Annotated in this window: 25 protein-coding genes; 19 read left to right on the forward strand and 6 right to left on the reverse strand. The window is 70.6% G+C overall.

Going from position 1 to position 21763, the window contains the following annotated elements; genetic code table 11:
• Nucleotides 1-11: 11 nt before the first annotated feature.
• From AB0D12_RS08600 to glmM, 4 genes are all read left to right on the forward strand, one after another.
• Entirely contained in the window at nucleotides 12-1634 is a 1623-nt protein-coding gene (locus AB0D12_RS08600) for an ATP-binding cassette domain-containing protein (protein WP_362678346.1), read from the forward strand.
• A gap of 372 nt (nucleotides 1635-2006) precedes the next feature.
• Complete coding sequence (gene rplM / locus AB0D12_RS08605) at nucleotides 2007-2450, forward strand: 50S ribosomal protein L13 (protein ID WP_005313471.1); 444 nt, start codon at nucleotides 2007-2009, stop codon at nucleotides 2448-2450.
• A gap of 44 nt (nucleotides 2451-2494) precedes the next feature.
• On the forward strand, nucleotides 2495-3022 hold the full coding sequence (gene rpsI / locus AB0D12_RS08610) for a 30S ribosomal protein S9 (protein ID WP_362678348.1): 528 nt from the start codon (nucleotides 2495-2497) through the stop codon (nucleotides 3020-3022).
• Nucleotides 3023-3167: 145 nt separating this feature from the next.
• Nucleotides 3168-4526: a phosphoglucosamine mutase gene (gene glmM, locus AB0D12_RS08615; protein WP_362678350.1), complete on the forward strand. Its 1359-nt coding sequence runs from the start codon at nucleotides 3168-3170 to the stop codon at nucleotides 4524-4526.
• 91 nt (nucleotides 4527-4617) lie between these two features.
• On the opposite strand, the gene AB0D12_RS08620 is transcribed toward glmM, so the two are convergent.
• Nucleotides 4618-5565 carry a DUF389 domain-containing protein gene (locus AB0D12_RS08620; RefSeq protein ID WP_362678352.1) on the reverse strand — a complete coding sequence of 316 codons (948 nt, stop codon included), beginning with the start codon at nucleotides 5563-5565 and terminating at the stop codon, nucleotides 4618-4620.
• Nucleotides 5566-5586: 21 nt separating this feature from the next.
• Nucleotides 5587-6582 carry a type I pantothenate kinase gene (coaA, locus tag AB0D12_RS08625; RefSeq protein WP_362678354.1) on the reverse strand — a complete coding sequence of 332 codons (996 nt, stop codon included), beginning with the start codon at nucleotides 6580-6582 and terminating at the stop codon, nucleotides 5587-5589.
• A gap of 64 nt (nucleotides 6583-6646) precedes the next feature.
• On the opposite strand from coaA, the gene AB0D12_RS08630 reads away from it, so the two are divergent.
• From AB0D12_RS08630 to AB0D12_RS08665, 8 genes are all read left to right on the forward strand, one after another.
• Nucleotides 6647-7237 carry a hypothetical protein gene (locus AB0D12_RS08630; protein WP_362678356.1) on the forward strand — a complete coding sequence of 197 codons (591 nt, stop codon included), beginning with the start codon at nucleotides 6647-6649 and terminating at the stop codon, nucleotides 7235-7237.
• Between the two features lie 107 nt (nucleotides 7238-7344).
• Nucleotides 7345-9192: a glutamine--fructose-6-phosphate transaminase (isomerizing) gene (gene glmS / locus AB0D12_RS08635; RefSeq protein ID WP_362678358.1), complete on the forward strand. Its 1848-nt coding sequence runs from the start codon at nucleotides 7345-7347 to the stop codon at nucleotides 9190-9192.
• A complete protein-coding gene (locus AB0D12_RS08640) occupies nucleotides 9189-9557 on the forward strand; it encodes a holo-ACP synthase (protein ID WP_362678360.1) in 369 nt (122 codons plus the stop codon). Before glmS ends, AB0D12_RS08640 begins: the two co-directional genes overlap by 4 nt.
• 4 nt (nucleotides 9558-9561) lie before the next feature.
• Entirely contained in the window at nucleotides 9562-10998 is a 1437-nt protein-coding gene (locus AB0D12_RS08645; RefSeq protein WP_362678362.1) for an NAD(P)H-hydrate dehydratase, read from the forward strand.
• Between the two features lie 142 nt (nucleotides 10999-11140).
• On the forward strand, nucleotides 11141-12298 hold the full coding sequence (alr, locus tag AB0D12_RS08650) for an alanine racemase (protein WP_362678364.1): 1158 nt from the start codon (nucleotides 11141-11143) through the stop codon (nucleotides 12296-12298).
• Between the two features lie 10 nt (nucleotides 12299-12308).
• A complete protein-coding gene (locus AB0D12_RS08655; protein ID WP_362678366.1) occupies nucleotides 12309-13535 on the forward strand; it encodes an alpha/beta hydrolase in 1227 nt (408 codons plus the stop codon).
• Nucleotides 13507-14040, forward strand: coding sequence for a tRNA (adenosine(37)-N6)-threonylcarbamoyltransferase complex ATPase subunit type 1 TsaE (tsaE, locus tag AB0D12_RS08660; RefSeq protein ID WP_362678368.1), 534 nt, complete (start codon nucleotides 13507-13509; stop codon nucleotides 14038-14040). Before AB0D12_RS08655 ends, tsaE begins: the two co-directional genes overlap by 29 nt.
• A gap of 149 nt (nucleotides 14041-14189) precedes the next feature.
• Nucleotides 14190-14372, forward strand: coding sequence for a hypothetical protein (locus AB0D12_RS08665; RefSeq protein ID WP_362678370.1), 183 nt, complete (start codon nucleotides 14190-14192; stop codon nucleotides 14370-14372).
• A gap of 133 nt (nucleotides 14373-14505) precedes the next feature.
• Here AB0D12_RS08665 and AB0D12_RS08670 read toward each other — a convergent pair whose 3' ends face one another.
• Nucleotides 14506-15066 carry a L,D-transpeptidase gene (locus AB0D12_RS08670; RefSeq protein WP_362678372.1) on the reverse strand — a complete coding sequence of 187 codons (561 nt, stop codon included), beginning with the start codon at nucleotides 15064-15066 and terminating at the stop codon, nucleotides 14506-14508.
• A gap of 105 nt (nucleotides 15067-15171) precedes the next feature.
• Between AB0D12_RS08670 and tsaB the strand changes: the two genes are divergently transcribed.
• From tsaB to AB0D12_RS08705, 7 genes are all read left to right on the forward strand, one after another.
• Complete coding sequence (tsaB, locus tag AB0D12_RS08675; RefSeq protein ID WP_362678374.1) at nucleotides 15172-15846, forward strand: tRNA (adenosine(37)-N6)-threonylcarbamoyltransferase complex dimerization subunit type 1 TsaB; 675 nt, start codon at nucleotides 15172-15174, stop codon at nucleotides 15844-15846.
• A 29-nt stretch (nucleotides 15847-15875) separates the two neighbouring features.
• Complete coding sequence (rimI, locus tag AB0D12_RS08680) at nucleotides 15876-16331, forward strand: ribosomal protein S18-alanine N-acetyltransferase (RefSeq protein WP_362678800.1); 456 nt, start codon at nucleotides 15876-15878, stop codon at nucleotides 16329-16331.
• A 15-nt stretch (nucleotides 16332-16346) separates the two neighbouring features.
• Complete coding sequence (gene tsaD / locus AB0D12_RS08685; RefSeq protein ID WP_362678376.1) at nucleotides 16347-17450, forward strand: tRNA (adenosine(37)-N6)-threonylcarbamoyltransferase complex transferase subunit TsaD; 1104 nt, start codon at nucleotides 16347-16349, stop codon at nucleotides 17448-17450.
• 13 nt (nucleotides 17451-17463) lie between these two features.
• Nucleotides 17464-17718: a hypothetical protein gene (locus AB0D12_RS08690; protein ID WP_362678378.1), complete on the forward strand. Its 255-nt coding sequence runs from the start codon at nucleotides 17464-17466 to the stop codon at nucleotides 17716-17718.
• Between the two features lie 107 nt (nucleotides 17719-17825).
• Nucleotides 17826-18182: a YciI family protein gene (locus tag AB0D12_RS08695; RefSeq protein ID WP_362678380.1), complete on the forward strand. Its 357-nt coding sequence runs from the start codon at nucleotides 17826-17828 to the stop codon at nucleotides 18180-18182.
• A gap of 42 nt (nucleotides 18183-18224) precedes the next feature.
• Complete coding sequence (locus AB0D12_RS08700) at nucleotides 18225-19469, forward strand: RNA polymerase sigma factor (protein WP_362678381.1); 1245 nt, start codon at nucleotides 18225-18227, stop codon at nucleotides 19467-19469.
• Between the two features lie 62 nt (nucleotides 19470-19531).
• Nucleotides 19532-20179, forward strand: coding sequence for a hypothetical protein (locus AB0D12_RS08705; protein ID WP_362678383.1), 648 nt, complete (start codon nucleotides 19532-19534; stop codon nucleotides 20177-20179).
• A gap of 7 nt (nucleotides 20180-20186) precedes the next feature.
• On the opposite strand, the gene AB0D12_RS08710 is transcribed toward AB0D12_RS08705, so the two are convergent.
• From AB0D12_RS08710 to AB0D12_RS08720, 3 genes are all read right to left on the reverse strand, one after another.
• Nucleotides 20187-20840, reverse strand: a complete 654-nt coding sequence (locus tag AB0D12_RS08710) for a hypothetical protein (RefSeq protein WP_362678385.1) — start codon at nucleotides 20838-20840, stop codon at nucleotides 20187-20189.
• Nucleotides 20841-20963: 123 nt separating this feature from the next.
• Nucleotides 20964-21137 carry a hypothetical protein gene (locus AB0D12_RS08715; protein WP_362678387.1) on the reverse strand — a complete coding sequence of 58 codons (174 nt, stop codon included), beginning with the start codon at nucleotides 21135-21137 and terminating at the stop codon, nucleotides 20964-20966.
• The gene (locus tag AB0D12_RS08720; protein ID WP_362678389.1) at nucleotides 21134-21742 is read right to left on the reverse strand and encodes a contact-dependent growth inhibition system immunity protein; all 609 of its coding nucleotides are present in this window, start codon (nucleotides 21740-21742) and stop codon (nucleotides 21134-21136) included. Before AB0D12_RS08720 ends, AB0D12_RS08715 begins: the two co-directional genes overlap by 4 nt.
• Nucleotides 21743-21763 lie beyond the last annotated feature (21 nt).

The raw sequence follows: 21763 nt of genomic DNA on the forward strand, positions 1-21763 counted from the left end.
AGAATCGGAGCATGGGACATCTTGAGGCCGCGCATCTGGAGTACTACCTACCGGACGGACGGGTGCTCCTCGGCGACGCCTCGTTCCGGGTGGGAGAGGGCGCGGTGGTGGCCCTCGTGGGTGCCAATGGCGCCGGCAAGACGACACTGCTGCGCCTGATGGCGGGGGAGCTGCAGCCGCACGGCGGGACGGTGTCGGTCAGCGGCGGGCTCGGAGTGATGCCGCAGTTCGTCGGATCGGTGCGGGACGAGCGGACCGTACGGGATCTGCTGGTGTCGGTGGCCCAGCCGCGGATCAGGGAAGCGGCTTCCGAGGTGGATGCCGCGGAGCATCTGATCATGACGGTCGACGACGAGGCCGCGCAGATGAAGTATGCGCAGGCGCTGAGCGACTGGGCGGAGGCGCGGGGGTACGAGGCCGAGACCGTCTGGGACATGTGCACGATGGCGGCGCTGGGGGTCCCGTACGAGAAGGCGCAGTTTCGCGAGCTGAAGACGCTGAGCGGGGGCGAGCAGAAGCGGCTCGTGCTCGAGGCGCTGCTGCGGGGTCCTGACGAGGTGCTGCTGCTCGACGAGCCGGACAACTATCTGGACGTCCCCGGGAAGCGGTGGCTGGAGGAGCGGCTGAAGGAGACCCGTAAGACGGTCCTCTTCGTCTCGCACGACCGGGAGCTGCTGTCCCGGGCGGCGGAGCGGATCGTGAGTGTGGAGCCGAGTCCGGCGGGGTCGGACGTGTGGGTGCACGGTGGCGGCTTCGGCACGTACCACGAGGCCCGCAAGGAGCGGTTCGCGCGCTTCGAGGAGCTGAAGCGGCGCTGGGACGAGGAGCATGCGCGGCTGAAGGCACTGGTGCTGAGGCTGCGGAACCAGGCGGCGATCAGCCCCGACATGGCGTCGCGCTACCGGGCGATGCAGACCCGCTTCAAGAAGTTCGAGGACGCGGGACCGCCGCCGGAGCCGCCGCGCGAGCAGGAGATCCGGATGCGGCTGCGGGGCGGGCGGACCGGGGTGCGGGCGCTGACCTGTGCCGGGCTCGAGCTTTCCGGGCTGATGAAGCCGTTCGACCTGGAGGTCTTCTACGGGGAGCGGGTGGCGGTGCTCGGCTCGAACGGCTCGGGCAAGTCGCACTTCCTGCGGCTGCTGGCGGGGGACGGGTCGGTGGCGCACACGGGGGCGTGGAAGCTGGGCGCGCGGGTGGTGCCCGGGCACTTCGCGCAGACGCATGCGCATCCGGAGCTGCTGGGGCGGACGCTGGTCGACATTCTGTGGACCGAGCATGCGAAGGACCGGGGCGGGGCGATGTCGGTCCTGCGGCGGTACGAGCTGGAGCGGCAGGGGGACCAGCCCTTCGAAAAGCTGTCGGGCGGACAGCAGGCGCGCTTCCAGATCCTGCTGCTGGAGCTGACCGGCACGACGGCGCTGCTGCTGGACGAGCCGACGGACAACCTGGACCTGGAGTCGGCGGAGGCGCTGCAGGAGGGGCTGGAGGCGTACGAGGGGACGGTGCTGGCCGTCACGCACGACAGGTGGTTCGCGAAGTCGTTCGACCGGTATCTGGTGTTCGGGTCGGACGGGGTGGTGCGTGAGACGGCGGAGCCGGTATGGGACGAGCGGAGGGTGGAGCGGGTGCGGTGAGGTGGTGAGGTCGGGGGAGCGGTGGGGCTGGGGCGCGGTGGGGCCGGGGCGTGGTCGGGCCGGGGCGCGGTCCGGGCGCGTCGCGCCGACCGGGCGTACAGCGGGCCATGCGCACCTACCCGGGCGTAGCATGAGGGCTGCGGCCCCGGTCGCAGGGCCATTTTGACCCGGGCGGGGGACCGCGGGTATTCTTCTGGTTCGTTATGCGTATTGGCTTGTTCATTCTCACGTGAGAGGCCCTTACGCCGGTCCGCCGGGCCGATGACCAGCGGCAGGCACACGGGTTGCGTCCCCGAGGTGTCGCCATGGCTGTCGTGATCGTCCGGGTGGCCCTGTCAGGACCCACTCACTGAAGAAGCGAAGGCTACGACCGTGCGTACGTACAGCCCCAAGCCCGGCGATGTCACGCGCCAGTGGCACATCATCGACGCGCAGGACATTGTCCTGGGCCGTCTGGCGACTACGGCAGCGAACCTCCTCCGGGGCAAGCACAAGCCGACTTACGCCCCCCACATGGACATGGGCGACTTCGTCATCATCATCAACGCCGAGAAGGTTCACCTCTCCGGCAACAAGAAGACCCAGAAGATGGCGTACCGCCACTCCGGGTACCCGGGTGGTCTGCGCTCCGTCCGCTACGACGAGCTGCTTGCCAAGAGCCCGGAGAAGGCTGTGGAGAAGGCCATCAAGGGCATGATCCCCAAGAACACCCTGGGTCGTCAGATGCTCTCGAAGCTGAAGATCTACGCGGGCGACCAGCACCCGCACGCTGCTCAGCAGCCGGTCCCGTTCGAGATCACCCAGGTCGCGCAGTAGTTCCGGCCACCCCCTAAGACGTACAGAAAGATCTGAGGAGAATCGTGGCCGAGACCACTGCAGAGACCCCCGTCGAGGGCACCGAGGCCGAAGAGACCTTCGCCGAGGTGACCACCTTCGAGTCGGAGGTTCCCGTCGAGGGCGAGTACACCAGCGAGTCGCTGGCGTCCCGCTTCGGCGACCCCCAGCCGGCCGCCGGCCTGGGCCGTCGCAAGAACGCCATTGCCCGCGTCCGGATCGTTCCGGGCACCGGCAAGTGGAAGATCAACGGTCGCACCCTTGAGGAGTACTTCCCCAACAAGGTGCACCAGCAGGAAGTCAACGAGCCCTTCAAGGTGCTCGAGCTCGACAACCGCTACGACGTCATCGCCCGTATTTCGGGTGGCGGCGTCTCCGGTCAGGCCGGCGCCCTGCGCCTCGGTGTGGCCCGTGCCCTGAACGAGGCGGACGTGGACAACAACCGCGCCCCGCTGAAGAAGGCCGGCTTCCTGAGCCGCGACGACCGTGCGGTCGAGCGCAAGAAGGCCGGTCTCAAGAAGGCCCGCAAGGCCCCGCAGTACAGCAAGCGCTAAATCGCACGCTGGCCTGTACGGCTTTTCGTTCGCCCCGGCGGCACTCAGTGCTGCCGGGGCGGCGTTCGTTCATGGATCACCTCGGGCGTATAACGGGCTATGGCGCTCAGAGGCTTGCATTTTCGGAGCATTTCGGAGGACAGCTGTGGGACGACTCTTCGGCACGGACGGTGTGCGCGGTGTCGCCAACGCGGATCTGACGGCTGAGCTCGCGCTCGGCCTGTCGGTCGCTGCGGCGCATGTGCTTGCCGAGGCGGGCACATTCGCAGGCCATCGGCCGACAGCGGTGGTCGGGCGTGACCCCCGTGCTTCGGGCGAGTTCCTGGAGGCCGCCGTCGTGGCGGGTCTCGCGAGCGCGGGCGTGGACGTCCTGCGCGTCGGTGTGCTGCCGACCCCTGCCGTGGCGTACCTCACCGGTGTGCTGGGTGCCGACCTCGGTGTGATGCTCTCCGCGAGCCACAACGCCATGCCGGACAACGGCGTCAAGTTCTTCGCCCGCGGCGGGCACAAGCTGGCCGACGAGCTCGAGGACCGTATCGAGACCGTGTACGAGCAGCACCGGACCGGCGCGCCGTGGGAGCGGCCGACCGGCGCCGGTGTCGGCCGGGTGACCGACTACGACGAGGGCTTCGACAAGTACATCGCGCATCTGATCGCCGTACTGCCGAACCGGCTCGACGGGCTGAAAGTCGTCCTCGACGAGGCGCACGGCGCGGCCTCCCGTGTCTCGCCCGAGGCGTTCACGCGGGCCGGGGCCGAGGTCATCACGATCGGCGCCGAGCCGGACGGGCTCAACATCAACGACGGGTGCGGATCCACGCACCTGGGGCTGCTGAAGGCGGCCGTCATCGAGCACGGCGCGGCCTTCGGCATCGCGCACGACGGAGACGCGGACCGCTGCCTCGCCGTGGACGGCGCCGGCCAGGAGATCGACGGCGACCAGATCCTCGCTGTGCTGGCGCTCGCCATGCGCGAGGCCGGAACGCTGCGCGGGGACACCGTCGTCGCCACCGTCATGTCCAACCTCGGCTTCAAGCTGGCGATGGAGCGCGAGGGTGTGCAGCTCGTGCAGACCGCGGTCGGCGACCGGTACGTCCTGGAGTCGATGAAGGCCGAGGGGTACGCGCTGGGCGGCGAGCAGTCCGGTCACGTGATCGTGCTCGACCACGCGACGACCGGTGACGGCACGCTCACGGGCCTGATGCTGGCGGCCCGCGTCGTCGCGACAGGCCGTTCGCTGGCCGAACTGGCATCGGTCATGCAGCGGCTGCCGCAGGTGCTCATCAATGTGCCGGACGTCGACAAGTCGCGGGTGAAGACCTCCGCGGAGCTGGCGACCGCCGTCGCCGAGGCGGAGCACGAGCTGGGTGCCACCGGTCGCGTACTGCTGCGCCCGTCGGGCACGGAGCCGCTGGTACGGGTGATGGTCGAGGCCGCCGACATCGAGCAGGCCCGGTCGGTGGCCGGCCGCCTCGCCGACGTCGTCAAGTCCGCGCTGGGCTGACCTCGGAAGTCGTCGGCCTGAGAAGCCGCCGACCTCAGAAATCGTCGATACGCCGCTCGGTCCCCACGGGGCCGCGCGGCGTATCGCGTTTCTAGAACAGGGACTTTGCCGCCGCCCGCTGCCGCTGCTTCGCCCACAGGTACTTCTGGAGCAGCAGCGTCAACGTCCCCGCCAGCACGATGCCCAGCAGATTCAGCAGCAGTTGCTCCGCGGAGCCCCACGCCTGCCGGTAATCCTGGTAGCTGAACGCCACCGCCGCGTTCGCCGCCGCCGGGACCGTCGTGACCGAGATCGCCACGCCCACCAGCGCGCCCGACTTCGCGGACGTCAGCGACAGCATGCCCGCCGCGCCTGCCAGCACCGCGACGACGAACGAGAACCAGTCCGGGCGGTAGATGAAGTTCGTGTTGGGTCGTTCCGCCTGCAGCTTCGCCGCCTCGAAGAGGTTCACCCAGTCCATGAAGTAGCTGAAGGCCACCGTCACCAGCATCGCCACGGCGAAGCCCGCGATCAGTGCCAGGAGGGAGCGCCACGCCAGCCGCGGGGCGCGCTGGACCAGTGCCGTGCAGAAGCCGGCCAGCGGGCCGAACTCCGGGCCCACCGCCATCGCGCCCACGATCAGGATCGCGTTGTCCAGCACCACACCGCACGCCGCGATCATCGTCGCCAGCGCCAGGAACGTGATGTACGTGACGCTGAGCGTCGACTCCTCGTGCGTCGCGTCCGTCAGGTGCTCCCACAGCACCGCGTCCGCACCCTCGCCCGGAGCCTCTTCCTCGGCCTTGTCCGCCCGCCTGGACAGTGACAGGTCGATGTTCTCGACGGCGATCGAGCCGGACTCGTCGATGCCGAGCGCCCGCAGTCCGTTGATCAGTTCGTCGCCCGCCTCCCGGGCCACGTCGCACAGCACCAGGTCCCCCTGGGGATTGCGGGCGGCGCCGGGGACGACCGCGAGGTGCGTCGTGCCGACCGTCCGCTCGATGAGCCGGACGACTTCGGCGGACCGGTCGGCGGGGGTGATCAGGCGCAGATGCAGCACGCGCTGGGCTCCTCGGAGTCCTCAGAGTTTGCGGAGGGACAGGCGCTGGACCTTGTGGTCGGGGCCCTTGCGCAGCACCAGCGTGGCGCGGCCGCGCGTCGGTGCCACGTTCTCCAGCAGGTTGGGCTTGTTGATGGTGCGCCACATCGTACGGGCGTAGTCCAGGGCCTCGTCCTCGGAGACCTGGGTGTACTTCCTGAAGTACGAGAAGGGGTTCTGGAACGCCGTCTCGCGCAGCTTGCGGAAGCGGTTGAGGTACCAGGTCTCGATGTCCTCGGGGCGCGCGTCGACGTACACGCTGAAGTCGAAGTAGTCGGCGAGGCCGACCCGGGTGCGGCCGTCCTGGCCGGGCAGGGCCGGCTGGAGGACGTTGAGGCCCTCGACGATCAGGATGTCGGGGCGGCGGACGGTGAGGCGCTCGTCCGGCACGATGTCGTAGATCAGGTGGGAGTAGACCGGCGCGGTGACCTCTTCCTTGCCGGCCTTGATGTCGGCGACGAAACGGGTCAGGGCCCGGCGGTCGTACGACTCGGGGAAACCTTTCCGCGACATCAGGCCGCGCCGCTTGAGCTCCTCCATGGGGTAGAGGAAGCCGTCGGTGGTGACCAGCTCGACCCGCGGATGCTCCGGCCAGCGGGCCAGCATCGCCTGGAGGACACGGGCGACGGTGGACTTGCCGACCGCGACGGAGCCCGCGACTCCTATGACGAAGGGCGTGCCGTGCTGCTCGCCGTGGCCGTTGCCGGCGTCACCGAGGAAGGTGTTGAGCGCGCCGCGGAGACCGGCCGTGGCCTGTACGTACAGGTTGAGCAGACGGGAGAGCGGGAGGTAGACGTCCCGTACCTCCTCCAGGTCGATGACATCGCCCAGTCCGCGCAGCCTTTCGACCTCCTCGGCGGTGAGGGGGAGCGGGGTTCTGTCGCGCAGGGCGCTCCACTCGGCGCGGGTGAGGTCGACGTAGGGCGTCGACGCTGGTTCGGCCCGGCGGTGGGCGCTTCGTGGCGGCGAAGAGATCACCTGAACATTGTCGTGGCTCGGGAGGACCAGTGGGGGGTGGAGTCGGTCACGTGGGATCGGGGGCGTGGGATCAAGGACATCGCGCACCGCCCGCCTCGGCACCACGTACAAGAACCGTGTCGTCGAGATCTGGTCCGACCCCTACGGCGACACACCGAAGAGGCTCATCAAGAAGGGCACGGTCAACTCCGGCGGCAACCTGTCGGTCACCGTGGACATGACCCGCGACACCACCGTCACCGCCTTCTTCGCGGGCGACGCCCGCTACGCGCCGAAGACAGTGAAGTCGACCGCGTACGCCAGGGTGAACGTCTCCACCTCCGTCTCCAAGCACTACAAGACCGGCAGGATCGGCTCCACGACCTACTACTACTTCCACAAGAAGACCGCACCGGTCTTCACCACGACGATGAGCTACTACAAGGGTCGCAAGCAGCTGTTCCAGCTCCAGGTGTACTACCAGGGCAAGTGGCAGGGCGCGGGCTCCCAGTACTTCGCCCTGGGCACCAACGGGAAGTCCGCCGTCAGCCTCGAGGCACCGGGCGAGTCCGGCATCCGCGCCCGGATGCGCTCGTCGTACATCGACGGCTCCTCCGGCGACAGCGCGAACTACACGACCCACGGGGCCTGGAAGTACATCTACTTCTCCAACTAGACCCGGCGACGCCCACTCGGCAGGAGAGCGGCCCCCGCGCGTGCGCGGGGGCCGCTCCGGCTGACGCCATGTCCCGGAATCCGGGTGTGCCGCCGTAGGCTGCCGACATGTGCGGAATCGTGGGGTACGTCGGCGGACAGTCGGCGCTTGATGTGGTCATCGCGGGCCTCAAGCGGCTCGAGTACCGGGGCTACGACTCGGCCGGTGTGGCGGTACTCGCCGACGGCGGTCTCGCCGCGGCGAAGAAGGCGGGCAAGCTCGTCAATCTGGAGAAGGAGCTGGTGGACCGGCCGCTTCCGAGCGGGTTCACCGGCATCGGGCACACCCGGTGGGCCACGCACGGCGGCCCGACCGACACCAACGCCCATCCCCATCTGGACAATGCGGGGCGCGTCGCCGTTGTGCACAACGGCATCATCGAGAACTTCGCCGCTCTGCGGGCCGAGTTGGAGACGCGCGGCCACGAGCTGACGTCGGAGACCGACACCGAAATCGTGGCGCACCTGCTCGCCGAGTCGTTCTCGTCGTGCGGGGACCTGGCGGAGTCCATGCGCCAGGTGTGCCGACAGCTGGAGGGCGCCTTCACGCTGGTCGCGGTGCACGCGGACGAACCGGACGTGGTGGTGGGCGCCCGGCGCAACTCCCCGCTGGTGGTGGGCGTCGGCGAGGGCGAGTCCTTCCTCGCCTCCGATGTGGCCGCCTTCATCGCGCATACGCGGTCCGCCATCGAGCTGGGCCAGGACCAGGTGGTGGAGCTGCGCCGGGACGGCGTGACGGTGACGGACTTCGACGGGGCGCCCGCTCAGGTGCGGTCGTACCACGTGGACTGGGACGTCTCGGCAGCGGAGAAGGGGGGATACGACTACTTCATGCTCAAGGAGATCGCCGAGCAGCCGAAGGCGGTCGCCGACACCCTGCTGGGCCGGATCGACGCGGAGGGCTCGCTCAGCCTCGACGAGGTGCGGATTCCGGTGTCCGTACTGCGGGAGGCCGACAAGGTCGTCATCGTCGCCTGCGGCACCGCCTTCCACGCCGGGATGATCGCCAAGTACGCCATCGAGCACTGGACGCGCATCCCGTGCGAGGTCGAGCTGGCGAGCGAGTTCCGATACCGGGACCCCATCCTGGACCAGCGGACGCTGGTGATCGCGATCTCGCAGTCCGGCGAGACCATGGACACCCTGATGGCGCTGCGGCACGCGCGCGAGCAGGGCGCGAAGGTGCTGGCCATCTGCAATACGAACGGCTCGACGATCCCTCGGGAGTCGGACGCCGTGCTGTACACGCACGCGGGGCCCGAGGTCGCCGTCGCGTCGACCAAGGCGTTTCTGACGCAGCTGGTGGCCTGCTATCTGGTGGCGCTGTATCTGGGGCAGGTGCGCGGCACCAAGTGGGGTGACGAAATCCGGGCCGTCGTCCGGGACTTGGCCCAGATCTCCGGCGAGGTCGAGCGGGTCCTGGAGACCATGGAACCGGTGCGGGCGCTGGCGCGTTCGCTCGCGGACAAGAACACCGTGCTGTTCCTGGGCCGGCATGTGGGCTATCCGGTGGCGCTGGAGGGCGCGCTGAAGCTCAAGGAGCTGGCGTACATGCACGCGGAGGGGTTCGCGGCGGGTGAGCTCAAGCACGGGCCGATCGCGCTGATCGAGGAGGATCTGCCGGTGGTGGTCGTCGTGCCGTCGCCGCGCGGGCGCTCCGTACTGCACGACAAGATCGTCTCGAATATCCAGGAGATCCGGGCGCGCGGAGCGCGGACGATCGTGATCGCGGAGGAGGGGGACGAGACGGTCGTGCCGTACGCGGACCATCTCATCCGGATCCCGGCGACACCGACACTGCTGCAGCCGCTGGTCGCGACCGTGCCGCTGCAGGTCTTCGCGTGCGAACTGGCGACGGCGCGCGGCAACGAGGTCGACCAGCCGAGGAATCTCGCGAAGTCGGTGACAGTGGAGTGATCATCGGGGTGGGGATCGACGTTGCCGAGATCGACCGCTTCGCCGCGTCGATGCGGCGTACACCGGGGATGGCCGGACGAGTGTTCCTGGAGGAGGAGTTGTTGCTGCCGAGCGGTGAGCAGCGCGGCTACGCCTCCTTGGCGGCACGGTTCGCCGCCAAGGAGGCGGTCGCCAAGGCGCTCGGCGCGCCCGGCGGGCTGCACTGGACGGACGCCGAGGTGTACGTCGAGGACAGCGGACAGCCGCGGCTTCGGGTGCGCGGGACGGTCGCGGCACGGGCGGCGGAACTCGGTGTGCGGTCGTGGCATGTCTCGCTGAGCCATGACGCGGGGGTGGCGTCGGCCGTGGTGATCGCGGAGGGTTGACCGTATGCGTACCGCTTACAGCGTGGAGACCGTACGGGCCGCCGAGGCCGAGCTGATGGCGCGGCTGCCGGAAGGCGCGCTCATGCAGCGCGCGGCCGCCGGACTGGCCGCCGCCTGCGCCGCTCTGCTGGGCCGGGTGTACGGGGCGCGGGTCGTCCTGCTCGTCGGGAGCGGGGACAACGGCGGCGACGCGCTGTACGCGGGGGCCCGGCTGGCCCGCCGCGGGGCCGGGGTCGCGGCGGTGCTGCTGGGGGCCCGCGCACACGAGGGCGCCCTCGCGGCCCTCCTCGGCGCCGGCGGACGGGTCGCGGACGACCCCTTCGAGGTACTGGCCGTCGCGGACCTGGTCATGGACGGCGTCACCGGGATCGGTGGGCGCGGCGGGCTGCGTCCCGACACGGTGCCGGTGGTGCGGGCCGCGCGCGGGTCCAACGCCGCCGTGGTCGCCGTCGACCTGCCGAGCGGCGTCGAGGCGGACACCGGTGAGGTGCGGGGCGAAGCCCTGCACGCGGATGCGACGGTGACCTTCGGTACGTACAAACCGGGGCTGCTCATCGACCCGGCACGGGAGTACGCAGGGACGGTACGGCTCGTCGGCATCGGGCTCGAGGACCATCTGCCGTCCGTGCCCGATCTCGAGGCACTCCAACACGAGGATGTGGCATGGCTGTTGCCGGCGCCGGCCGCGGAGAGCGACAAGTACCGGCGGGGTGTCGTCGGCGTCGTCGCCGGGTCCGCGCGCTATCCGGGCGCGGCGGTGCTCTCGGTGGCGGGTGCGCTGCGCGGCGGATCCGGGGCCGTGCGGTATGTCGGGCCCGCGGCCGACGCGGTGATCGCCCGCTTCCCCGAGACCCTGGTGCACAGGGGGCCGCCCGCGAAGGCGGGACGGGTCCAGGCGTGGGTCGTCGGGCCGGGGATCGGTGACGACGCCGAAGTGGTGGGCGAAGTCCTGGACTCCGACGTCCCCGTGCTGGTCGACGCGGACGGGCTGCGGCTGCTGGACGCGGCGGCGGTACGGGACCGCGGCGCGCCCACGCTGCTGACCCCGCACGCCGGGGAGGCGGCCGCGCTGCTCGGCGTGGCGCGCGAGGAGGTGGAGTCGGCGCGGCTGGCCTCCGTACGGGAGCTGGCCTCGCGCTATGGAGCGACGGTGCTGCTCAAGGGCTCGACGACACTGGTTGCCGCGCCGGACGACGGCCGGTCCCCGGTCCGGGTCAATCCGATGGGCACGCCTTGGCTGGCCACGGCGGGCAGTGGCGATGTGCTCTCCGGCCTCGCCGGCTCGCTGATGGCCGCGGGGCTCGACGCGCGGGACGCGGGGTCGGCCGCCGCGTATCTGCACGGGCTGGCTGCCCGCCATGCGGCGTCCCGGGGCACGCCGATCACGGCGTACGAGGTGGCGGCGGCACTCCCGGCCGCCTGGCGCGACGTGCACGACTGACGGGCGGGCGTGATGGGGGCGTGATGCGGGCGTGGCGCGCCGGTGTGACATGCCTGCCTGACGCGCCTGTGTGACGCAGCCGCCGCTTGTTGCGCCCCTGGTGGTACGAGTGTTGTCGTACGGCTCTGAGACACTGGGCGCGATGAGCACGACACTGCCCCTCCGAGCCCGCGCCGAGATCGACCTCGCGGCCCTGCGCGCCAATGTGCGCGCGCTGCGCGCCCGCGCGCCCCGCGCTGCCCTGATGGCCGTGGTGAAGTCGGACGCGTACGGACACGGCATGGTGCCCTGCGCCAGGGCGGCGCTGGAGGCCGGCGCCACCTGGCTCGGCACCGCCACGCCCCATGAGGCCCTCGCGCTGCGCGCCGCCGGCATCCAAGGGCGGGTGATGTGCTGGCTGTGGACGCCGGGCGACCCCTGGCGCGAAGGCGTCGAGGCCGATCTCGACATGTCGGTGAGCGCCCTGTGGGCGCTGCGCGAAGTCACCGCCGCGGCCCGGGAGGCCGGGCGTACGGCCCGTATCCAGCTCAAGGCCGACACCGGCCTGGGGCGCAACGGCTGTCAGCCCGCCGACTGGCCCGAGCTGGTCGCGGCCGCGCTCGCCGCCGAGGCCGAGGGCACCGTCAAAGTCACCGGTCTGTGGTCGCACTTCGCCTGCGCCGACGAGCCGGGACACCCGTCGATCGCCGCGCAACTGGACGTGTTCCGGGAGGTGGTGGCGTACGCCGAGAAGGCGGGCCTCGAGCCCGAGGTCCGGCACATGGCCAACTCCCCGGCGACGCTGACCGTCCCGGAAGCGCACTTCGATCTCGTACGAACCGGCATCGCGATGTACGGCGTCTCGCCCAGCCCCGAGCTGGGCACGCCCGAGGACTTCGGGCTGCGGCCCGTGATGACGCTCGCCGCGTCCGTGGCGCTGGTCAAGCAGGTCCCGGCGGGGCACGGCGTCAGCTACGGGCATCACTACGTCACGACATGCGAGACGACGCTCGGCCTGATTCCCCTCGGTTACGCGGACGGCATTCCGCGCCATGCCTCGGGCCGCGGCCCGGTGCTGGTCGGCGGCGAGTGGCACCGGGTGGCGGGCCGGGTGGCGATGGACCAGTTCGTGGTCGACCTCGGCCCGGACGGCGGCTCGGTCGCGGAAGGGGCACAAGCGCTGCTGTTCGGACCGGGCGACCGGGGCGAGCCGACCGCCGAGGACTGGGCCGAGGCGGCGGACACCATCGCATACGAGATCGTCACCCGCATCGGAACGAGGGTTCCGCGCGTCTATCTGAACGAGGACTCCGACGAGTAGGAGCGGCACGGTGAGCGAGACCAGCACGGGGGACGCCGTGGCGGCCGCGGTGACGGCTGCCACGACGGGCAACTGGCGCCGGGCGGGCATCGCCGGCGCCGCGATAGGTGTGATCGCGGCCGGTGCGGCGGCGGGCGTGGCGATCGAGCGGATGACGGTCGGCCGCGGTATGCGCCAGAAGGCGCGGCTGGCGCTGGACGCGTCCGGGCCGTACGGCTCACTGCGCGGCCTGCCGGGCAAGGCGCTCGCCGACGACGGCACGGAGCTCTACTACGAGGCCGACGAGGTGGACCCGGAGGCGGGCGGCCCGCGCCGGCGCCGGCTCTTCGGCCGCAAGGCGCCGGCGCCGGTCACTGTGATCTTCAGCCATGGCTACTGTCTGAGCCAGGACTCCTGGCACTTCCAGCGGGCCGCGCTGCGCGGTCTGGTGCGTACGGTGCACTGGGACCAGCGCAGCCACGGCCGTTCGGCCCGCGGCGAGGCGCAGGCCGGCCCGGACGGCGTGCCGGTCTCCATCGACCAGCTGGGCCGCGACCTCAAGGCGGTCATCGACGCGGCAGCGCCCGAGGGCCCGTTGGTACTGGTCGGCCACTCCATGGGCGGCATGACGATCATGGCGCTCGCCGACCACTTCCCTGAGCTGGTACGGGAGCGGGTCGTCGGCGTCGCCTTCGTCGGCACCTCGTGCGGAAAGCTCGGCGAGGTCAACTACGGGCTGCCGGTCGCGGGCGTGAACGTGGTACGGCGGGTGCTGCCCGGTGTGCTCAAGGCCCTCGGCTCGCAGGCCGAACTGGTCGAGCGGGGTCGCCGGGCCACCGCCGATCTCTTCGCCGGCCTCATCAAGCGGTACTCCTTCTCGTCCAAGGACGTGGACCCGGCGGTGGCGCGGTTCGCGGAGCGGCTCATCGAGTCGACCCCGATCGATGTGGTCGCGGAGTTCTATCCGGCGTTCGTGGAGCACGACAAGGCCGAGTCGCTCGCCGTCTTCCTCGAGGTGCCGGTGCTGGTCCTGGCCGGTGACAAGGACCTGGTCACGCCGAGCTCGCACAGCGAGGCGATCGCGGACCTGCTGCCGGACTCGGAGCTGGTGATCGTGCCGGACGGCGGGCATCTGGTGATGCTGGAGCACCCGGAGGTCGTCACGGACCGCCTTGCGGACCTGCTGGCCCGGGTCGGGGCGGTTCCGGCAGCGGCTAACGTTGGCCCGTATGGAAGCACCGCACAGCCCGGCGGCTGAGACCACCGCCGCCAACGTCACCGTCACTGCCCGCCTTGCCGTTGAATCGCCCGAGCAGATGCAGGAGCTGGGGCGCAGGCTCGCGAAACTGCTGCGCCCCGGCGATCTGGTGATGCTCACCGGCGAGCTCGGCGCGGGCAAGACGACGCTGACCCGCGGCCTGGGGGAGGGCCTCGGGGTCCGTGGCGCCGTCACGTCCCCGACCTTCGTCATCTCGCGCGTCCACCCCTCGCTGACCGGCGGCCCGGCCCTGGTCCATGTGGACGCGTACCGGCTGGGCGGCGGCCTCGACGAGATGGAGGACCTCGATCTCGATGTCTCGCTGCCGGAGTCGGTGGTGGTCGTGGAGTGGGGCGACGGCAAGGTCGAGGACCTCACGGAGGACCGGCTGCATGTGCTGATCCACCGGGTCGTGGGCGACACGGACGACGACCGCCGCGAGGTCACCCTGACCGGGTTCGGCGCGCGATGGGCGCAGGTGGATCCGGCTCTCCTGGCCGGCTGACGCCCCACCGGGCTGAGCCCGAAAGGTTGGTCGTTCCGACAAGACGTCGGCAAAGTGTTGCGCGGGCCCTGCTGCGCGTGGTCACATGGTACGGAGACCTGGTTAGGTCTACCTAACCACGCCTGCCCCCGGAGACCCAGGAGGCGTCCATGCCGGCATCCGAGCGCGAACCGCTGCCACGGCAGCAGTCGGCACAGCCGGCGACGCTGAAGCCGTCGGCCCTGTCGATGAGTGATCTGCTGGCGTCGTGCGCGGCGGCCAGCGCGGTCTCCACACCGCCCCGTGAGGAACGCCTTGCCGAAGAGCGTGCACCGCACCGCGACGCGGCGTAATCCACGCACCGCGACGCGGCGTACTTCATACGGGCGATATTCGTCAGGGCTGCGAGAGCTTCGGGACGACCCGTCGGGGCAGCCGCGCGACTTCGGGGAGCTACGGGAGCCCGCGGGAGCTGGGGAACGACGGCTAGGGAACGACGACGACCCTTGTGCCGATCGCCGCGAACTTCCACAGCGCGTCGCCGTCCGCCCGCTTCATCCGTACACCGCCGGTCTTCTTCTCCGGGTCCGGGCTCGCCATCGACCCGTCCCGCGCCGCGCTGAAACCGACCGGCACACCGCCGACGCTCGCGAACCGCACCACGTGCTCGATCAGCACCCCGTCCGAGCCGGGCACCGTCCCCGCCCGCGAGGTCACCGGGTACACACCGGGCTGCGGGCTCACCGTCGACGGCATGACCTGGAAGGTCCGCCTCAGCTGCCCCTTCTCGCCCACCAGCCACACCCGCCGGTCGCCCAGCGAGTACACGACGCGCACGCCCGCGCCCGACTTCGCGGGCACCGTCAGCGGGTTCCTGGGCTTCTGCTTGGGGCCGCCGGAGGCCTCCGCGGACGGGACCGCACTCGGGTTGCTCGGCTTGCCCAGATGGTCGGGAGCGGTCGCCGACGCCTGGTAGGCGAGGAAGCCGACGACGGCCAGAGCGGCCGCTGTGAGCCCGGCCACCAGTCCCGAGCTGCTCCGTGCCACCGTGCCGCCCACCTTTCGTACGTACGTATCCGTGGTGACGTTAGCAGCAGGCACCCTGTCCGACGGGGCACCGTGCCCCGGTCTCCGGAGCCGTAGGCTGTTTGCGTGCTCCTGCTTGCCGTTGATACCGCCACGCCCGCCGTCACCGCCGCCCTCCACGACGGCAGCTCCGTCGTCGCCGAGTCCAGTCGCGTCGACGCGCGCCGGCACGGGGAGCTGCTGCTGCCCGCCGTAGACCGCGTCCTCGCCGAGGCCGGGGTGAAACTCGACGCCGTCACCGGTCTGGTGGTCGGGGTCGGGCCCGGCCCGTACACCGGACTGCGCGTCGGCCTGGTCACCGCCGCGACTTTCGGCTCGGCGCTCGGGGTGCCGGTGTACGGGGTGTGCACGCTGGACGGGCTGGCGTACGCGTCGGGGCTCGACGGGCCCTTTGTGGTCGCGACGGACGCGCGCCGCAAGGAGGTCTACTGGGCCCGGTACGACTCCTCCCGCAAGCGAGTGGGCGAACCCGCCGTCGACCGGCCCGCCGATATCGCGGACCAGGTCGCGGGCCTGCCCACCGTCGGCGCCGGTGCGCTGCTCTACCCCGACACCTTCCCGGACGCCCGCGGGCCCGAGCATGTCTCGGCCGGAGCGCTCGCGGCGCTGGCCGCCGAGAAGCTGGCCGCCGGTGAGACCGACTTCTTCCAGAACCAGGGGGGCCTGCCGCCGAAGCCGCTCTATCTGCGCCGGCCCGACGCACAGGTGCCCAAGAACTACAAGGTGGTCACGCCGAAGTGACCACCCAAGCGACCGCTGTGCTGCGTGAGATGCGCTGGTGGGACCTGGAGCCGGTGCTCGCGCTCGAGCATGCGCTCTTTCCCGAGGACGCCTGGTCGCCGGGGATGTTCTGGTCCGAGCTCGCGCATGCGCGCGGCCCGCAGGCCACCCGCCGCTATGTGGTCGCCGAGGAGGACGGGGAGATCGTCGGGTACGCCGGGCTGGCTGCGGCCGGTGGGCTCGGAGACGTACAGACCATCGCCGTCGCCCGCGGCCAGTGGGGTACGGGCCTCGGCTCCCGGCTCCTCATCGACCTGCTGCAGCACGCCACCGCCTTCGAGTGCGACGAGGTGCTCCTCGAAGTGCGCGTGGACAACACCCGGGCCCAGAAGCTGTACGAGCGCTTCGGCTTCGAGCCCATCGGATTCCGCCGCGGCTACTACCAGCCCGGCAATATCGACGCCCTCGTCATGCGGCTCCACGTACAAGGAACAGAGACTCACTGATGGCTGGACTGACTGATGGCTGACGAACCGCTCGTACTCGGCATCGAGACCTCCTGCGACGAGACCGGCGTCGGCATCGTCCGCGGTACGACCCTGCTCGCGGACGCCGTCGCATCGAGCGTGGACACGCATGCCCGCTTCGGCGGTGTGGTCCCGGAGATCGCCTCGCGCGCGCACCTCGAGGCGATGGTGCCGACCGTGGAGCGCGCGCTGAAGGAGGCGGGCGTCTCGGCGCGCGACCTCGACGGCATCGCGGTGACGGCCGGTCCCGGCCTGGCGGGCGCGCTGCTGGTCGGAGTCTCGGCGGCGAAAGCGTACGCGTATGCGCTGAACAAGCCGCTGTACGGGGTGAACCACCTGGCCTCGCACATCTGCGTCGACCAGTTGGAGCACGGCCCGCTGCCCGAGCCGACGATGGCGCTGCTGGTCTCCGGCGGCCACTCCTCGCTGCTGCTCGCACCGGACATCACCAGCGATGTACGGCCGATGGGCGCGACGATCGACGACGCGGCCGGCGAGGCCTTCGACAAGATCGCTCGGGTGCTGAACCTCGGTTTCCCCGGCGGTCCGGTGATCGACCGGCTGGCGAAGGAGGGCGACCCGGCCGCGATCGCGTTCCCGCGCGGTCTGTCCGGCTCGCGCGACCCGGCGTACGACTTCTCCTTCTCGGGACTCAAGACCTCGGTGGCCCGCTGGGTCGAGGCCAAGCGGGCGGCCGGCGAGGAGGTGCCGGTACGGGATGTGGCGGCGTCCTTCCAGGAGGCGGTCGTGGATGTGCTGACCCGCAAGGCGGTGCGCGCCTGCAAGGACCAGGGTGTGGACCACCTGATGATCGGCGGAGGTGTGGCCGCCAACTCGCGGCTGCGGGCGCTGGCGCAGGAGCGGTGCGAGCGGGTGGGGATCCGGCTGCGGGTGCCGCGGCCGGGGCTGTGTACGGACAATGGCGCGATGGTGGCGGCGCTGGGCGCGGAGATGGTGGCGCGGGGCAGGCCGGCCTCGGACTGGGAGCTGTCGGCGGACTCGTCTCTGCCGGTGACGGATCCGCATGTGCCGGGCCAGACGCATGGGCATACGCATGACCATGTGCACGAGATCAGCAAGGACAACCTCTACTCATGACGGTCGGGTACTCATGACGGTCGCGCTGATGTGGGAGGCCCGGGCGGTTCAGGGCCGGGGCGCGGAGCTGCTCGAATGGGCGCGGGCCCAGGAGCTGGCGCACGAGCCGCTGCGCCGTGAGACCTTCCGCGGCGGGCAGGACCGGGTACTGGTGATCACCTGGTGGGAGGGGTCCGACGTGGGCGCCGAGCTGCCGGAACTGCCGGAGCCGACGGCTGACTTGATCACACGGCCGGTGCACCGCTGGCGCTTCGAGTCGCTCGGCTGAGAATTCCTCGGAAGAATTCCGGTGACGATGTCGATCCGGCCGTCTCCCGTTCGACGCATGGGTGAGAGGCGGGGAACGGCCCCGCCCTCCCGACCCGAGGAGTCGCAATGCCGCGCTACCTGTCGATGGTCCGTATCAACGAGAACGAGATGTCCGGGGAGGACTTCCCCGAGGACTTCAACGAGCGCATGGGCAAGCTGCTCGAGGAGATCACCAAGGCCGGCGTCATGCTGGATACGGCCGGTCTCACCCCGACCGCCGAGGGCACCCGGGTGTCCTGGTCGGACGGCAAGGTGTCGTACACCGACGGGCCCTTCACCGAGAGCAAGGAAGTCGTCGGCGGCTACGCCCTCATGCAGTGCAAGGACAAGGCCGAGGCCCTTGAATGGACCAAGCGCTTCCTGGAGATCCACCCGGAGAACTGGAACATCACCTGCGAGCTCCGCGAGCTCGCCGAGGGCTGAGCTGTTTGCCGCCGCGCTTCGGGGCTGCTCTGATGGTTGCCCGTGACGGCAGCAAGCGCGGTGGAAGCGGTATTTCGGATCGAGTCGGCGCGGATCATCGCCGGTGTCACCCGCATCGTGCGCGACGTGGGCATCGCCGAGGAGATCGCGCAGGACGCTCTGGTCGCCGCGCTGGAGCAGTGGCCGGAGTCAGGTGTGCCGGACAAGCCGGGCGCCTGGCTCATGGCCACCGCCAAGCACCGGGCGATCGATCTCGTACGCCGCAAGGAGACGTACGCCCGCAAGCTGGCGGAGGTCGGGCGCGACCTGGAGGACGTGCCGCCGCCTGAGCCATCGGGTCCCGACGACATCGACGACGACCTGCTGCGGCTGATCTTCACCGCCTGTCATCCCGTGCTGTCGACGGACGCACGGATCGCCCTCACGCTGAAACTCCTCGGCGGCCTGACCACCGAGGAGATCGCGCGCGCCTTCCTGGCCACGGAGCCGACGGTCGCGCAGCGCATCGTCCGGGCGAAACGCGCCCTCGCCAAGGCGGACGTCCCCTTCGAGGTCCCGTACGGCCCCGAGCGCGCCGAGCGCCTTTCGTCGGTCCTGGAAGTCATCTACCTCGTCTTCAACGAGGGCTACTCGGCGACCACGGGCGACGACTGGCAGCGCCCGGCGCTCTGCGAGGACGCGTTGCGGCTGGGCCGTGTGCTGGCCGGCCTCATGCCCCAGGAGCCCGAAGTCCACGGCCTGGCAGCGCTGTTGGAGATCCAGGCTTCCCGCACGGCAGCGCGTACCGGCCCGGACGGCGAGCCGGTGCTGCTCGCCGACCAGAACCGCTCCCGCTGGAACCAGCTGCTGATCCGGCGCGGTTTCGCGGCGCTCGGCCGCGCGAACGCGGTGTCGGGCGGGGCCTCGGGCCCGTACGCGCTGCAGGCCGCGATCGCCGCCTGCCACGCACAGGCGGTGCGTTACGAGGACACGGACTGGTCCACGATCGCCGTCCTGTACGGCCAACTCGCGGCGCTCGCCCCGTCCCCCGTGGTGGAGCTGAACCGTGCGGTCGCGGTCTCGATGGCGGAAGGACCGGAGGCGGGGCTCGCGATGGTGGACGAACTGGCGGCGGAACCGGCGCTGAAGGAGTACCACCTGCTGCCGAGCGTGCGCGGCGATCTCCTGGCGCGCCTCGGCCGGCTGGCGGAGGCCCGGGCGGAGTTCGAGCGGGCGGCTTCACTGACGCGCAATGAGCGCGAGCGTGAGCTGCTGCGGGCGCGGGCGGAGGAGTGCGGCCGACCGTAGGCGATCAATCCTCCGATACGGTCGGGGCATCCACCGGCCGACCACACCCGAGAAGGAACCGCATGCCCAGCCGTACGCTGCCACCGCCTCCGCCGCCCGAGGAGATACGGGCCTGGCCCGACCGCGAGGCGCTGCTCGCCGACCGGGCCGGTGCGATGGGCGAGTTGAGCAGGCGCAGCATCCGGGTGTCGCGACTGCTGCTGCTGTGGCTGACGGTGGCCGGTTTCGCGGCGGGCTGGGGCCTGGTCGGTGCGGCACTCCAGACCTTCACGGGGCCCTTGGACCCGTTCTACGTCCTGTTCGGCGTGATCTTCCTGGGCGTCGGACTCGCGTTCATGGTGCCGACCGCAATCGTGATCGGGTTCGGCATCCGCCACGACGGCCAGGTGCGTGAACGCCTGCGCCAGTGGTCGTCGCTCGACCGCGACCCGGCGCGCGACGCCCGTTACCGGTCGCCCGGCGAGAGCCTGTGCTGGTTCGTGCCGTCGTTCCTGCTGTGCGCGGTGGGCCTGTGGCTGTGCTTCGCGGTCCCGGCCGGCGCGAAGCAGGGGCAGGGGACGTACGCGGAGGTCATCCTGCTGATGGGGATGGGCTTCATCCTCTGGCTGACGGGTCTGCTCGGCATCGCGAAGGCGGTGAGCCACTACCGGTGGGCGGTGCGGCTGGTGGCGGTCGTCCCGGCACGGGTGGGTGGCGGCGCGCACCGCTGACCTCGCTTCAGGGGCGGTGGCGTGCGCGCATGTGTGCGTGGCCGAGGTCGGTGAGGGTGGCCAGGGCGGCAGACGTCGCGCCGGACGCGTACGACTCAAGGGCGCTTGCGAAGCGTCCGGACTGCGCGCAGAGTGCCAAGGCCTCCATCGCCTGAGCGATGATCGGGACGAGTTCCCGGTCGCAGAAGGGGTGTTCGGCATCGATGCGTCCCTGGACGCTTGCTTCGAACGAGTCGTACTCGTCGTCGTACGCCCAGTTGCCGAGCGCGAGCAGGAGCGGAAAGCGCGCCCGTACCTCCCACTCGACCAGCGGTATCTCGTCGTAGTCGGGATCCAGGTCCCGGTCCGCGACGCGAAGCAGCATGGCGAGCTCCCTCATGAACTCGGCGACGGACTTGTTCCCGGCGGCGGTGGTCCAGGCTTCCTGCGCCGCAGGAGGGCAGGACGCGAAGAAGTCCTTGGTGAGAGTGGCAGCCATGTAGTCGAGTTGGGAGGCAAGGGGCTGCATCGGATGACGCCAGTGCGCATCCCAGTACTCGGTCCGTACGATCCGCTGGAGTCGCAGGACCTGCCACTCCAGCGGATCGTCGTGCCAGGCGGCCAGGCTCACGAGCTGGAACAGCGGGCCGCTGGTGAATATCCCTTCCGGGTGCAACGCCATGCTCATCCCTCCCGGTCAGGGAACTCGGCTGTCCGCCGGCGGCGGCTGGCTTGAATCAGCCGACCGACTGCGGCCCCGGAACGATCGCCCAACTCGGGCAGGAGCATGAGGTGACGACCGCCGTCAGATGGCATTGAACGACCAGAAGATCCCGACCTCCGCGTCGTTCATCACGGCCGCGGAGTCGAGCATCCAATCCGAGTGCAGGCGCGGGCCCGTGGCGACGAGTGAGTACTTGTCGTCGAACAGCCGGAGGGCCGCGGCCTCCCACGCGTCACGTCCCACGTTCACCGTCATCGAAGGCGAAGTTGGTCGGCCAGCATCGTGAGCCAGGCGCCGGGGGCGTAGGGGGGATCGACCTCCATACCCAGCTCGGCCACGGCGAGCACGTAGTCGGAGTCGTTCAGGGGGAGCGCCAGTAGCTCGTGCAGTTCGCCCGTGAGCTGGGCGATCAGGCCGGAGTCGGTGGTGTCGAGGTAGTCCTGGAGCGCGGCGTCGTGGCTCTCGAACTCGTCCGGCATGTCCTGGGAGAACCAGCCGCCGAGCAGCTGCCCGAGCTCGGGGAAACGGGCGTGCCACTCCCAGTGGGTCTGCGGGGTGGCGGGCGGCGGGGCCTCGCCGGTCTCGATGCTGTGCTTGAGGTGGTCGGCGAGCTGCTCCAGCCATGCCTGGATCGCGGTGTCGGGCAGCCCGACATCGGGTACGGGATAGAACTCGCCCAGACGGAGCCGCAGTCGGCCCGGCGGATTCTTTGCGTACTCGCGAAGCTGGTGCTCGGCGACGGCGATCGCCCAGGGGCGCGTGCGCCAGGTGTGCCGTACATATGCGTCGAGCGCGGCGGAGCGCTTCTCGGGATCGTCGTCAGCCGGCCGGCCCAGATACGCGCGGATAACCTGGTCCAACTCGCCCTATTTGCGGTCGTG

Source organism: Streptomyces sp. NPDC048479, assembly GCF_040651435.1.
In the GTDB taxonomy this organism is placed as follows: Bacteria; Actinomycetota; Actinomycetes; order Streptomycetales; family Streptomycetaceae; genus Streptomyces.

What these genes read in the sequence shown, in the direction of transcription:
- glmS (WP_362678358.1), top strand. Translation starts at nt 7,345, where the DNA reads ATGTGCGGAATCGTGGGGTACGTCGGCGGACAGTCGGCGCTTGATGTG.
- rimI (WP_362678800.1), top strand. Translation starts at nt 15,876, where the DNA reads ATGCGCTGGTGGGACCTGGAGCCGGTGCTCGCGCTCGAGCATGCGCTC.
- tsaD (WP_362678376.1), top strand. Translation starts at nt 16,347, where the DNA reads ATGGCTGACGAACCGCTCGTACTCGGCATCGAGACCTCCTGCGACGAG.
- AB0D12_RS08705 (WP_362678383.1), top strand. Translation starts at nt 19,532, where the DNA reads ATGCCCAGCCGTACGCTGCCACCGCCTCCGCCGCCCGAGGAGATACGG.
- AB0D12_RS08600 (WP_362678346.1), top strand. Translation starts at nt 12, where the DNA reads ATGGGACATCTTGAGGCCGCGCATCTGGAGTACTACCTACCGGACGGA.
- AB0D12_RS08710 (WP_362678385.1), bottom strand. Translation starts at nt 20,840, where the DNA reads ATGGCGTTGCACCCGGAAGGGATATTCACCAGCGGCCCGCTGTTCCAG.
- tsaE (WP_362678368.1), top strand. Translation starts at nt 13,507, where the DNA reads ATGGAAGCACCGCACAGCCCGGCGGCTGAGACCACCGCCGCCAACGTC.
- AB0D12_RS08690 (WP_362678378.1), top strand. Translation starts at nt 17,464, where the DNA reads ATGACGGTCGCGCTGATGTGGGAGGCCCGGGCGGTTCAGGGCCGGGGC.
- alr (WP_362678364.1), top strand. Translation starts at nt 11,141, where the DNA reads ATGAGCACGACACTGCCCCTCCGAGCCCGCGCCGAGATCGACCTCGCG.
- AB0D12_RS08665 (WP_362678370.1), top strand. Translation starts at nt 14,190, where the DNA reads ATGCCGGCATCCGAGCGCGAACCGCTGCCACGGCAGCAGTCGGCACAG.
- AB0D12_RS08715 (WP_362678387.1), bottom strand. Translation starts at nt 21,137, where the DNA reads ATGACGGTGAACGTGGGACGTGACGCGTGGGAGGCCGCGGCCCTCCGG.
- AB0D12_RS08645 (WP_362678362.1), top strand. Translation starts at nt 9,562, where the DNA reads ATGCGTACCGCTTACAGCGTGGAGACCGTACGGGCCGCCGAGGCCGAG.
- AB0D12_RS08695 (WP_362678380.1), top strand. Translation starts at nt 17,826, where the DNA reads ATGCCGCGCTACCTGTCGATGGTCCGTATCAACGAGAACGAGATGTCC.